This is a genomic window from Micromonospora sp. PLK6-60 (genome assembly GCF_019890675.1).
In the GTDB taxonomy this organism is placed as follows: Bacteria; Actinomycetota; Actinomycetes; order Mycobacteriales; family Micromonosporaceae; genus Micromonospora.
In genome coordinates this window covers 93,465-105,829 of record NZ_JAIOAA010000014.1, presented here as the reverse complement: position 1 = coordinate 105,829, position 12,365 = coordinate 93,465, and the positions used below count along the sequence as shown (strand labels likewise).

Below are 12,365 nucleotides of genomic sequence, written 5' to 3'. Positions count from 1 at the left end.
GAGCCGATGACCGACATGTCGTACGTGGACGGCAACATGCTCGACGGGCCGCTGCGTGAGCTGTTCGCCGTCGACCTGAGCAGCGCGACCGGCCGCTGCGAGTCGTGCGGGATGGTCGGCCCGATGGCCGGCCTGCACGTCTTCGCGCAGGCGCCCGGCCTGGTCGGCCGCTGCCCGGCCTGCGACCAGGTGATGCTGCGGCTGGTCCGCGCGCCCGACCGGGCCTGGCTGGACCTGCGCGGCACCACCTTCCTCCAGGTACCGATGCCACTCGACCAGCCACACCCTCGCCCCCTCTAGCCCGCCCGGGCGGCCTGGCGCGAGCGCGCCCGGGCGGGCTGGCGCGGGTTGCGGCAGGCTGGGGTGTTCTGGCGCGGGGACGGCGCGAGATGCGGCAATTGGCGGGTGGACCTCCGCGCCCGGGGCCCGGCCACCGGGTGCGGTGACCGGGCCCGGGGCTGGCCGGCGGATCAGCCGTCGGTGCGGCCCAGGGGGCGCCAGGCGGCGACGGTGAGCGCCGTCAGGGCCGCCGCGGCGGCCCAGAACGGGGCGGTGAGGACGCCGGTGGCCTGGGCCAGCAGGCCGCCGAGCGCGGTGCCGACGGCCGCCCCGCCCAGGTCGGCCAGCGCGTAGGCGCTGCCCACCCGGCCGCGCAGCGGATCGGGGACGAGCCGCTGGCGCAGCGACACCACCAGGACGCCCCAGACCATGGCGTGCCCGCCCCAGATCACCAGCGCCGCCCCGGCCACCCCGGGCTGCCGGGTGGTGGCCAGCACCAGCTGCAACCCGACCTCGATCAGCAGCCCCGCCCGCAGCAGCGTCGGGGTGCCGAACCGGGCCCGCAGCCGGGTGGCCAGCACGGTCCCGGCGAGCCCGCCCACCGCCGAGGCGGTCAGCAGCACGCCGTACCCGACGTCGCCCAGCCCGAGCCGCTGCCGGGCGTAGAGCACGAAGGCGGCGAACGCGGCGCAGAACGCCACGTTCATCACCGCGATGCAGATCGCCAGCACCCGCAGCGTCGGCACCGACCACAGCGCCCGCAGGCCGGCGGCCACGTCGGCGCCCAGCGACCGCAGCCGCCCGCCGCCGGGCCGCGGCGCCGCCGGGTCGGCGGCCGGCACCGGCCGCCAGCGCAGCAGCGCCACCAGCAGCGCGGCCAGCCCGAAGCTGCCGGCGTCGACCGCGAACGGCACCGCCACCCCCACGGTGAACAGGTACGCCCCGAGCGGCTTCGCGGCGAACTGGTTGCCCACCACGAAGGCGGCGAAGAGCCGGCTGTTCGCCCGCTCCAACTGCTCGGCCGGCACCACCGAGGGCAGCAGCGCGCCCGACGCGGTGTCGGCCAGGGTCTCGCCCAGCCCGGTCAGGAAGAACGCCAGGCAGATCAGCGGGACGGTGGCCGTGCCGGTGACCACGGCCAGCGCCAGCGCGCCGAGCACCGCGCCCCGGGCCAGGTTGACCGTGACCACCAGCTTCCGCCGGTCGAGCCGGTCCACCAGCGCGCCGCTGACCAGGCTGAACAGCAGCCAGGGCAGTTGTGGGGCGAGTGCCGCGGCGGCCACCGCCGCGGGCTCGGTCGAGATCGAGGCGACCAGCAGCGGGCCGGCGACCAGGGTGACGCCGTCACCGAGGTTGGACACGGCGTTGGCGGTCCACAGCCGGCGGAAATCGGGGCCGAGCCGGGTCTTCCCGGCGGTACGGGTGGCGGTCATGCCGACCGCCCGGGGACGTGCCGACGTCCGGGCGCGCGGCGGCGCCCGCACGGAAACTGCGGAAACACGAGGACTCCCTCGGAAGCGATGTGGTGGCGTGGTCACGCCAGGACGGAGGACCCGCCCGGACGGCGGGTCACTTCATCGCTTCGCGACGGGCGAGGGGCGCGGTGCCCCCGGTGGGCCGGATCGGCCCGGGGGGTCAGCGGACCGGGATCACCCGCGACGAAGCGGAGGCCGACATCGTGCCGAGAGCAGCCGTACCCATGATCATCCTCCGATCGTTGCGGAACCCGCTAAAGCTACCGCCTTCGGCGGGTAAGGAGGGGCCCCTTATTAACAGACGTCTGTTAATAAGGGGCCCCTCCTTACACCTCAGCTGCCGGGGCGGGGGAAGGCGACCGGGCTGCGGCGGCCGGCGCGGTCGACGGCGCGTACGCCGAAGAAGACGTTGTCCTTGGACAGGTCGACGGTCGCCTCGGTGACGTCGCCGACGGCGATCACCCGCTGCCACTGCGCGGCCGTGGTCTCCCGCCACACCACCTCGTAGCCGGCCAGGTCCGGCTCGTCGCCGCGCCGCCAGCGCAGGGTGGTGTCGTTTGTCAGGTTGGTGGTGACCACGACGACCCCCTTCGGTGTGCCGGGGCCCTGGGCCAGCGACCACAGGGCCGCGCCGTTCACCCGGGCCACCCGGGTGATGTAGTCGAAGTCGCAGAACTCCGGCAGGTCCCCGTACTGCTTGCCGTCGACCACCCGGACGTCCTGGTGCTGGTGGGCGAAGTCCTCGTTGGGCTCGGTGAACCGGCCGGCCGGCCAGCCCTGCTGGAGGAACGGGATGTGGTCGCTGCCCCGCAGGTAGCGGTCCCGCCGGTAGATCACCCGGACCCGCATGTCGGTGAGGCTGTGGTCGGCCACGTCGGTGACGAACCGGGCCAGTTGCCGGGACGGGGAGTCGTTCTCGCCGCCGACCGACTGCCGGGTGCTCGCCTCCGCCGGGGTCTCGGCCGTCGGCACCCCCTCGGCGAAGAGGCGGACCAGCCGCGGGTCGCGGGTGCCGTCGTCGGCGGTGGACGAGCCCACGATGTCGTTGCTGAACATGCCCTGCACGTCCACGCCGGCCGCCTTGAGCTGCCCGGCCAGGTACGTCGAGCCGTACAGGCCCTGCTCCTCGCCGGCCACCGCGGCGAAGACGATCGTCGCCTCGGTGCGCCGGGTGGCCAGCACCCGGGCCAGCTCCATCAGCACCGCCACGCCGGAGGCGTCGTCGTCGGCGCCGGGCGCGTCGCTGACCGCGTCCAGCACGTCGGTCGCCCGGGAGTCGTAGTGCCCGGTGACGACGTACACCCGCTCGGGCGCGGTGTCGCCGCGCAGGGTGGCGACCACGTTGGTGATCCGGGTGGCGACCGGGATCCGGGACGCGGGCTGCTGGACGTACGACTGGAGCTGCACCGTCATCCGCCCGCCGGAGGCGGCGGCGTACCCGGTCAGTCGCTGGTGGATCCAGTCCCGGGCGGCGCCGATGCCGCGCTCCGGGTCGTCCTGGTCGGAGAGGGTGTGCCGGGTGCCGAAGGCGGCCAGCCGGCGCACGGTGGCCTCGATCCGGTGCCGGTCGATCTCGCGCAGCAGCGCGCGCAGCTCGCGGTCCGGCGGCTGCGGGGTGATCGGTCGGCCGGGGCCGGGTGGGGCGGTGGTCTGCGCGGCGGCGGCCGGGGTGGCGGCCACCGGGGTGGCGACGGCGGCGGCGGTGGCCGCTGCGGAGGCGGTCAGGAAGGTCCGGCGGCTGGGCCCGGTGGGGCGTGCCCCGGTCGTCTCGTCTGCTCCCATGAAGCATCCTCACCACATTCGATGCCGGTTGTCCATATCAACGCCGGTGAATCCCGGCGTGCCCGCGTTTGTCGGGCGTGCGGGTGGGAACGGCAACGCACATGACGAAACCTCGGGTGGTGATCGTGGGGGCCGGATTCGCCGGTTACCACGCGGCGAAGACGTTGCACCGGCTCGCCGGCGAGCGGGCCGAGATCGTGCTGCTGAACACGACCGACTACTTCCTCTACCTGCCGCTGCTGCCCGAGGTGGCGGCCGGGGTGGTGGAACCGACCCGGATCTCGGTGCCGCTGTCCGGCACCCTCGACGGGGTCCGGGTGGTGATCGGCGAGGCGGACCGGGTCGACCTGCAGAACCGCTGGGTCGGCTTCACCCAGCCCGAGGGCGACCGCAACCAGCTCGCCTACGACCGGCTGGTGCTGGCGGTGGGCAGCGTCAACAAGCTGCTGCCCATCCCCGGCGTGACCGAGTACGCGCACGGCTTCCGTGGCCTGCCCGAGGCGCTGTACCTGCACGACCACGTGGTCCGGCAGATCGAGCTGGCCGAGCAGGCCGAGGACCCGGCCGAGCAGCGGGCCCGGTCCACCTTCGTGGTGGTCGGCGCCGGCTACACCGGGACGGAGGTCGCCGCGCACGGGCAGCTGTTCACCGACGCGCTGGCCGCCCAGCGCCCCCGGCTGACCGTACGGCCCCGCTGGATGCTGCTCGACGTGGCGTCCCGGGTGCTGCCCGAGCTCGACCAGCGGATGTCCATCACCGCCGACCGGGTGCTGCGCCGCCGCGGCGTCGACGTGCGGATGGGCACCTCGGTCGCGGAGGCCACCCCCGACGGGGTCCGGCTCACCGACGGCGAGTACGTGCCGACCTGCACCCTGGCCTGGTGCGTCGGGGTACGCCCCGACCCGTTCGTGGCCCAGCTCGGCCTGCGGACCGAGAAGGGCCGCCTGGTCACCGACGAGTACCTCAACGTGCCCGGCTATCCCGAGGTGTACGCCTGCGGCGACGCCGCCGCGGTGCCGGACCTGACCCGGCCGGGCGAGATCTGCACGATGACCGCCCAGCACGCGCAGCGGCAGGGCAAGCTCGTCGCGCACAACATCGCCGCCTCCTACGGCCAGGGCCGGCGCAAGCCGTACAAGCACCACGACCTGGGCTGGGTGGTCGACCTGGGCGGCAAGGACGCGGCGGCGAACCCGCTGAAGCTGTCGCTGTCCGGGCTGCCCGCCAAGGCGGTGACCCGCGGCTACCACCTGCTGGCCATGCCGGCGAACCGGGCCCGGATCGGCGCGGACTGGGTGCTCGACGCGGCCCTGACCCGGCCCGCGGTGCAGCTCGGCCTGGTGCCGGCGCACGCGGTGCCGCTGGAGAGCGAGTCACCCGAGGTCATCCGGCGCGGCTGACCGGCCGGCGGGCGGGGGCGGTCGCCGCCGCCGGGCCGGGACGAACTCGCGCAGCAGCACCTGCGCCACGCCCGCCGCCGGGACGGCCAGCAGCGCCCCGAGCAGGCCGGCCAGCTCGACCGCGAGCAGCACGCTGACCAGCACGGTCAGCGGGTTGAGCCGCACCGCGCGGCCCATGATGACCGGTTGCAGCAGGTGGTTCTCCACCTGCTGGTAGACCACGAAGAAGACCAGCACCACGATGCCCGCGGTGGGGGAGTGCAGGAACCCGGCCCCGCCCGCGATGATCGCCCCCAGGGTCGCCCCGACCAGCGGGATAAGGTCGGCGATCGCGACCAGCAGGGCGATCACCCCGGCGAACGGGACGCCGCTGAGCACCAGCACCACGAAGGTGAGCACCCCGCAGATCACGCTGATCAGCAGGTTCCCGCTCAGGTAGCCGGTGACCGTGCGGGAGCACTCCCGCCCGATGCGCCGCAGCCGGGCGGCCGGGCCGTCGCCCACCAGGGCCAGCGTCGTCCGGATGATCTTCGGGGCCTCCAGCACCATCAGGTACGCCAGCACAACCACCGTGAGCAGCCCGGCGAGCGTGCTGAGCACGCCCCGGACCACCCCCGCCGCCGGCTGGCGCAGCTGGTCGCTGTAGCGCCGCAGCTGCTCGGGGTGCGAGGTCACGTAGCCGCGTATCCCCAGCCGCGCCAACACCTCGCCGACCGGCCCGCGTCCCGCCCGGGCCTCCCGGTACACCTCCGGCGCCCGGTCGACGAACCGGCCCACCTCGTCCAGCAGGGGCAGCACGATGCCGGCGCCCAGCGCGGCCAGCAGGGTGAAGGCGGCCACGAAGACCAGCAGGGTGGCCAGCGCCCGCCGGCGGACCAGCCGGCGTTGCAGCGCGTCCACCGCCGGTTTCAGCGCGACCGCGAAGAACGCGGCCAGCACCAGCCAGCCCAGCACCCGCCGGGTCAGCCAGACCAGCGCCAGGCCGGCGACGGTGGCCAGCAGCAGGCCGATGACGATCATCGCCCGCCGGGCCGTACGCCGGTCGTCGCCGTCCCTCATCCGGCGCGGCTACCCCGCGCACCTGCCCGGAAACCCCGGACGCCGGCCCGTCGGGACGCTCACGCCGGCGGCAGGTCGGTGCCGAGGCCGGCGTCGGTGGCCGGGCGGGCGCCGGCGACGAAACCGTCCAGGGTCGCGGCGTGCAGCACCGCGCCGGGCACCGGGTCCCGGGCGACCCGGGCGGCGAGGCGGGACACCGGCAGCCGCCCCGGACGCGCCGCGGCGGCCAGCACCACGTTGCCGTAGCGCCGGCCGCGCACCATCCGCCGGTCGGCGACCAGGCAGACGTCGCCGAAGACGGCCCGCAGCGTGGCGACCTGGCCGCGGCTGAAGACCAGCGGCGGCAGGTCGGTGACGTTCACCAGGTAGACGCCGTCCGGCCGGAGCACCCGGGCCACCTCGGTCACGAACTCGACCGCGGCCACCTGCGGCGGCATCTGGGCCGCCCGGTAGACGTCGGCGAGCACCACGTCGTACCGGCCGGGGGCGGCCGCGGTGACCGCGGCGCGGGCGTCGGCGACCTCGACGCGTACCTCGGCGGGCAGCGGCGGCAGCTCGCGGCGGACCAGCTCCACCACCCGGGGGTCCCGCTCGATGACGGTCTGCGCCGAGCCGGGCCGGGTGGCGGCGAGGTAGCGGGGCAGGGTCAGCGCGCCGCCGCCGAGGTGCAGCGCGGTCAGCGGGGCGCCGGGCGGGGCCGCCAGGTCGAGCAGCCGCGCCATCCGGCGTACGTACTCGAAGTGCAGGTGGCGGGAATCGGCGACGTCCACGTACGACTGGGCGACGCCCCCGGCGAGCAGGGTGCGACCGGTGCGCCGGCGGGGGTCGGCAACCAGTTCGGGCGCGTCGTCTGCGGTGGGCACGGGCCGCACGGTAGCGCGGGCCGGCCCGGGCCCGCCCGCGGATGTCACCGCGAACGGGCCCGGGTGGTGCCGGTCAGCCGGCGTTCATCCCGGCGCCGGCCTCGTCGACGGCGTCGTCCACCCGGCCGGCGAGGTCCACGTCGCGCGCGGTGACCGCGTCGGCCCGGCTGCTGCGTACGGTGAGCACCGCCGTGTCGGCGGTCGGCCGGCCGATCTGCGGTGCCCGGCCCGTCTCGTCGCGGAGCCGGTCGACCCGGTCCAGGACCCGGTCGAGGTTCTCCGCCGGCAGCTCGACGGTCCGCACCAGCGAGCGGCGGTCGCTGGACCAGTACGGCAGCCGGGCGAGCGCCACGCGCAGCTCCGCCTCGCTCAGCGGCGCGGACGACGTGCTCGCGCCGACCAGCCCGCCGCCGACCGGCGGGGACGCCACCAGGTCGCGCAGCCCGTCGGGCACGTCCAGCGAGGCCACCAGGTCGGCGTCCCGCTCGGCCAGCGCGGCGAGGGTGGCCTGGGCCTGGTAGCGCGCCTGTTCCGGGGTGAGCCGGCTGCGCCGACCGACCTCGGCCAGGAAGCCCGGCAGGTCCTCGTGCCGGCCCACGCCGTCGACCGGCACCACGTCGTGCAGCTTCATCGGCACCGCCTCGAGCAGTCGCTCGCGGGCCGCCTCGTCCAGCGCCCAGGCCAGGGTCAGCACGGTCGCCTCCGCCGCCACCTTGGCGGTGAAGAAGTCCACCCCGGCCCGGCGGCCGACGTCGTCCACGAGTTCCCGGTAGCTCATGGTGGGCGCCCCCGGGGCGGGATCCGGCCGGGGCCAGGCGGGCGCGCGGGACGCCACCGCGGGCGGCGCGGGGCCACCTCGCGTGCTGTCCGGCTTGCGCTGGCCGGCGGGCGGCGGTCCGGCCCGCTTGCCCTGGTCGAGATGGGTGGGCTGCTTGGTGGCGCTCAGGCTGGCGCGGGTCTCGCTGGCCCGCCGCCCACGCTCGCGGGCCTCCCGGGCCAGGGCCCGGCGCCGCTGGTTGTCGCCTTCCATCTGCTTGCGCATCGTCACACCTCGTCTCCGCGTCGGCTGGTGTGCTCCGATCCGGTGGCGTTCCCGGGCGGGCGAGGAAGGTAACGGCCGCCTCCGGGGCGGGCCGGGCCGGCCCGGCTTCATCCACTGCGGGTGAGGGGTGCTCACCCGGGCCACCGGCACGATTCGCGTGGACCGGAATTTCGTCCGAGCAGGCGGAAGGGAAGGTCGTCATGAAGAGGATCGTCGAGATCGTCCCGGCGCGTCCCGGGTGGTACGCCCGCTGGCAGGTGGCCCCGGAGGGGACCCGCTGCTATCCGGTGAGCCTCTGGGCGCTGCTGGAGGAAGCCGACGGTACCGGCCGCGAGGTCGTCGGGGTCGACTGTGTCGGCCAGTGGCCGGGTGCGGACGACAACGAGGTGGGCGGGGAGTTCGTCCGGTATCTGTTCCAGACGCCCGATTCCGGGGCGCCCGACGACGCCGAGCCGCCGAATCCGGACGAGCTGCGGGAGAGCGGACCGCGACTGCAACCGGTCACCGCGGCATAGGCATTACTCCGGCCCCCGGCCCCTGGTCCCAGGGCCGGGGGCCGCCTCGATCCCGGGGCGGACCGGTCAGCCGACCTCGCGGACGGCCTGCCCGTCCACCACCGGCGGGGCGACCGCGAGCAACTCGGCCAGGCCCGTGCGGGCCAGCAGCGCCTGCAGCGACGGGCCCACCCCGGTGAGCTCGATCGGCCCCGTCCCGGCGCGGTGGACCACCACCAGGGCGCTCAGCCCGGAGGAGTCGCAGAGCCCGACCTCGGACAGGTCGATGAGCAGGTGCTGGTGCCCGTCGCGGCGGGCGTCGGCGGCGGCCGCGACGAGCTCCGGCGCCGTGTCGAAGTCGAGGTCGCCGGTCAGCCGTAGCCGGGCGCGACCCGCGTCCAGCGGATGCACCGTGATGGTCAACAGCTGGGGTGGCATGTCTCCATGTTCCCAGTCGGGCCGAGAACGGAAACCCCCGGGGGCAGGCAAGGGTGGGGAAACCCGCCGCCGGGTGCCGAACGTCGCCCGGGCGACGCCGGGAACCGGCTCAGGCCGGGGTGGCGGGCCGGGCCGCCGGCGTGACCACGGGCAGCGGCCGGGCGAGCAGGCCGGTGACCCCGGTCATGTCCAGGATCGTGGTGAGGAACCGGGGCGTCTCGCGCAGCACGACCCGGGTGCCCCGCTGCTGCCCCTCCCGCCAGGCGTGCACGATCACGGACAGGCCGGTGCTGTCGATGAAGAGCAGCCCACCGAAGTCGAACAGGAGCGCCGGCGGGCCGGCCACGAGCAGCCGGTCCACCGCCGCCCGCAGCGGCGCGGCGGTGGTGAAGGCGAGATCACCGCCGACCCGCAGCAGCGGAGCCGCGGGGTCCGAGTCGTCGATGCTGATGCTCAGCGGGGTGGTCTCGGCGTTCCGCCCATGGGATGCCACACTCACGCCTTTCCGCAGGCCGCCGGTCGGGCCGGTTCGTTCGGGATCGTAACAACGCCGGCGGCCCGCCGCCCGGTACGCCCGGGCGGGGCCGGACTCGCCTGGGGTGGCGGTACCGGCATACCGGCGTAGGGTGGGGCGGAAGAGACGGGAACACGACCGTTGGCGAACGGTCCGCGGGAATCGACGAGGAGTGGGGCTTAGCTGGTGACTGCTGCCGACGTCAGGGGCTGGGACCCGGGCGACGGACGGATCTCCACGCCGAGTGCCGCACGGGCTCCGGCGTGGGCCGCCGACGCTCCGACCCGGCCTGCGTCCGGCCTGCCACCGCTCGCCCCGGACCGGGGTCACGCCGAGCCGGACTGGTCCGAGGTCGTCGAGCACTTCCGCGAGGGCCTGATCGTCTGCGACGCCGACGGTGTGGTGCGTCACCTCAGCGCCGTCGCCGCGCGCCTGCTGCCCGAGGTCACCCCCGACGTTCCGCTGGTCACCGCGGGGATCCGCGAGCTGACCACCCCGGACGCTCCGGCGGAGTTCACCCACCGCGGCCGCCGGCTGCGGGTCCGCCGGGTGCCGCTGTCCGCCGGGCGCTCCTGCCGTTACGTGGAGGACGTCACCGAGAGCGTCACCCGCTCCGACGCGCTGCTGACCGAGCGCGCCCGCTCGGCCTTCCTGGCGGTGGTGGGGGAGAAGCTGGGCAACCCGCTGCATCCGGATCGGGCCGCGGCCGCCGTGGTGCGGCTGGCCGTGCCGACCCTCGCCGAGGTCTCGGTGCTGGTGCTCGCCCCCCGCGCCGGGCGGGCGCGCTGGTGGCGGGCCGCCCGCTCGGAGGACGAGACACCGATCGTCGACAGTGGTGTGCTGGCCGCCACCGACCTGCCGGCGGCGATCGAGGAGGGCCTGGCCGGCGCCGAACCGCACGCCGTGGACTGGCTGGTCGAGCAGGCCGTCGACGCCGGCTGGCTGCCGGGTCTGCCCGCCCACGAGACGTCCGCCCGGGTGGTGCCGCTGCCCGGCCACGACGCCCCGACCGGGGTGCTGCTGGTCGCCCGGCGGGCCACCCGCTTCTACGACGAGGCCGACATCGACCTGGTCCGGGCGTTCGCGGCCCGGGCCGGCGCCGCGCTCACCACCGCCGTGCTCTACCGCGACCAGGCCGAGGTCGCGGACACCCTCCAGGCCAGCCTGCTGCCGGTGGAGCCGGCCGAGGCGACCGGCGTGCAGTGGGGTACGGCGTACCGGCCCGCCCAGGCCGGGCTGCGCATCGGCGGGGACTTCTACGGCTCGCACCGGCTCGCCGACGGCGGTTCGGTCTTCTTCCTCGGTGACGTGTCGGGCAAGGGGGTGGAGGCGGCGGTCTTCACCGGCCAGCTGCGCCAGTGCCTGCAGGCGCTGCACCGGGTGGAGTCGCACCCGGTCCGGCTGCTGCGGCTGCTCAACGACGCCCTGCTCGAGACCACCCAGGCGCACGGCCAGGGCCGCTTCGCCACGATGGTGCTCGGCGTGGTGCGCCCGCACCGCGACGGCAGTCTCACCCTGACCATGGCCGGGGGCGGCCACCTGCCGCCGCTGGTGCTGCGCGCCGGCGGCGAGGTCGAACCGGTCGGCCTCAGCGGGATGCTGGTCGGGGTGGTGCCCGACCCGCGGATCGGCGAGGTCACCGTCCGGCTGGCGCCCGGTGAGACCTGCCTGCTCTACAGCGACGGGGTGACCGAGGCGCGCGGCGGCCGGCGCGGCGACGAGCTGTTCGGCCCCGAGCGCCTGGTCACCGCCCTCGCCGGCTGCCACCGCATGCCGGCCCCCGCGCTCGCCGAGCGGGTCGAGCAGGTGACCTGCGACTGGCTGGGCCACGGCGACCACGACGACATCGCGGTGCTGGCGCTGCGTGCCACCGGTACGGGGGCCCGCAACTCCCGCCACCTGCACGCGGTGCCCCGCCCGCCGGAGCAGAGGGAGCACCAGGAGTGACGGCGCCCGCCATCGAGACCGATCCCGGTCAGGCCTTTTCCCGCTACCTGGACTGCCTCGCCGAGGCCGACGAGTACGCCGCGATCGAGGTGGCGCGGGGGCTGCTCGACGCGGGGGTGCCGGCCGAGCGGGTGCTGCTCGACCTGGTCGCCCCGGCGCAGGCCGAGGTGGGCGAGCGCTGGGCGCGCAACGAGTGGAGCGTGGCCCAGGAACACGCGGCCACCCACATCAGCGAGCGGGTGGTGGCGGCGATCGCCGGCCGGGCCAACCCCCGGCCGACCCGGGGCCGGGTCGTGGTGGCCTGCATGGACGGTGAGTGGCACGCGCTGCCGCCCCGGCTGGTGGCCGAGGTGCTCCGGCTGCGCGGCTGGCAGGTCACCTTCCTGGGCGCCAGCGTGCCGGTCGCGCACCTGGTGTCGTACCTGCACCGGCACGACGCGCACGCGGTGGCGCTGGCCTGTGCGTTGCCGATGCGCCTGCCGCACGCGCACCGGATGATCGAGGCGTGCCGCCGCTCGGACGTGCCGGTGGTGGTGGGCGGGCGGGGCTTCGGCGAGGACGGGCGGTGGGCGCGCCGGCTCGGGGTGGCCTGGGCGCCGGACGCGCCGACCGCGGCCGACCTGGTGGCCGACGAGCGGGCGCTGCGCCGGGTGCCGCCGGCCGAGCTGTCCCATCTCGCCGACGACGAATACGGCGGCCTGCTCAAGCGGCGGGGTGAGCTGATCGACTCGGCGCTGGCCGACCTGCGCGACCGGGTGCCCGGGATGAGCTCCTACACCGGGGCGCAGCTGGACTCGACCGTCAGCGACCTGGGCTACATCGTGGACTTCCTGGCCGCGGCGCTCTACGTCGACGACGCCTCGCTCTTCACCGAGTTCGTACGGTGGCTGGTGGAGATCCTGACCAGTCGGGGCGTACCGGCCGGGGCGGTGGGGATGACCCTGTCGCACTACCGGCGGGCGCTGCACGACTTCCCCCGGGCCGGCCGCTTCCTCGTCGCGGGTGAGGCTCTGGTCACCGAGGTGAGCCACGCCGGACGATGATCGCCGGGTACCGGGACTGTCCGGTGCCC

12 protein-coding genes are annotated in these 12,365 nt (G+C 75.6%); 5 read left to right on the top strand and 7 right to left on the bottom strand.

Features of this window, described 5'->3' with window-relative positions; genetic code table 11:
- Positions 1-6: 6 nt before the first annotated feature.
- Entirely contained in the window at positions 7-300 is a 294-nt protein-coding gene (locus tag K7640_RS23030; protein WP_222956969.1) for a DUF6510 family protein, read from the top strand.
- Between the two features lie 170 nt (positions 301-470).
- On the opposite strand, the gene K7640_RS23025 is transcribed toward K7640_RS23030, so the two are convergent.
- Positions 471-1,712: an MFS transporter gene (locus K7640_RS23025; RefSeq protein ID WP_222956968.1), complete on the bottom strand. Its 1,242-nt coding sequence runs from the start codon at positions 1,710-1,712 to the stop codon at positions 471-473.
- 375 nt (positions 1,713-2,087) lie between these two features.
- Positions 2,088-3,536 (bottom strand): M20/M25/M40 family metallo-hydrolase, encoded by a 1,449-nt coding sequence (locus K7640_RS23020; RefSeq protein WP_222956967.1) that lies wholly within the window; start codon positions 3,534-3,536, stop codon positions 2,088-2,090.
- 101 nt (positions 3,537-3,637) lie between these two features.
- Between K7640_RS23020 and K7640_RS23015 the strand changes: the two genes are divergently transcribed.
- A complete protein-coding gene (locus K7640_RS23015; protein WP_222956966.1) occupies positions 3,638-4,936 on the top strand; it encodes an NAD(P)/FAD-dependent oxidoreductase in 1,299 nt (432 codons plus the stop codon).
- On the opposite strand, the gene K7640_RS23010 is transcribed toward K7640_RS23015, so the two are convergent.
- The 3 genes from K7640_RS23010 to K7640_RS23000 all read right to left on the bottom strand — a co-directional run bounded on the left by K7640_RS23010 (position 4,910) and on the right by K7640_RS23000 (position 7,900).
- Complete coding sequence (locus K7640_RS23010; protein WP_222956965.1) at positions 4,910-5,995, bottom strand: AI-2E family transporter; 1,086 nt, start codon at positions 5,993-5,995, stop codon at positions 4,910-4,912. The genes K7640_RS23015 and K7640_RS23010 overlap by 27 nt on opposite strands.
- A 59-nt stretch (positions 5,996-6,054) precedes the next feature.
- Positions 6,055-6,858, bottom strand: coding sequence for a spermidine synthase (locus tag K7640_RS23005; protein WP_222956964.1), 804 nt, complete (start codon positions 6,856-6,858; stop codon positions 6,055-6,057).
- A gap of 73 nt (positions 6,859-6,931) precedes the next feature.
- Positions 6,932-7,900, bottom strand: coding sequence for a DUF2267 domain-containing protein (locus K7640_RS23000; protein ID WP_222956963.1), 969 nt, complete (start codon positions 7,898-7,900; stop codon positions 6,932-6,934).
- Between the two features lie 200 nt (positions 7,901-8,100).
- Here K7640_RS23000 and K7640_RS22995 point away from each other — a divergent pair, with 200 nt between their 5' ends.
- Positions 8,101-8,415, top strand: coding sequence for a hypothetical protein (locus K7640_RS22995; RefSeq protein ID WP_222956962.1), 315 nt, complete (start codon positions 8,101-8,103; stop codon positions 8,413-8,415).
- Positions 8,416-8,481: 66 nt separating this feature from the next.
- Here the strand turns inward: K7640_RS22995 and K7640_RS22990 are convergent, their stop codons facing one another.
- Together K7640_RS22990 and K7640_RS22985 are read right to left on the bottom strand one after the other, a co-directional pair.
- Positions 8,482-8,832 carry an STAS domain-containing protein gene (locus K7640_RS22990; RefSeq protein ID WP_222956961.1) on the bottom strand — a complete coding sequence of 117 codons (351 nt, stop codon included), beginning with the start codon at positions 8,830-8,832 and terminating at the stop codon, positions 8,482-8,484.
- Positions 8,833-8,941: 109 nt separating this feature from the next.
- Positions 8,942-9,325 carry an STAS domain-containing protein gene (locus tag K7640_RS22985; RefSeq protein ID WP_308042638.1) on the bottom strand — a complete coding sequence of 128 codons (384 nt, stop codon included), beginning with the start codon at positions 9,323-9,325 and terminating at the stop codon, positions 8,942-8,944.
- A gap of 207 nt (positions 9,326-9,532) precedes the next feature.
- Between K7640_RS22985 and K7640_RS22980 the strand changes: the two genes are divergently transcribed.
- A complete protein-coding gene (locus K7640_RS22980; protein WP_222956960.1) occupies positions 9,533-11,293 on the top strand; it encodes a PP2C family protein-serine/threonine phosphatase in 1,761 nt (586 codons plus the stop codon).
- Entirely contained in the window at positions 11,290-12,336 is a 1,047-nt protein-coding gene (locus tag K7640_RS22975; protein WP_222956959.1) for a B12-binding domain-containing protein, read from the top strand. The genes K7640_RS22980 and K7640_RS22975 overlap by 4 nt, the downstream gene beginning before the upstream one ends.
- Positions 12,337-12,365: the final 29 nt, after the last annotated feature.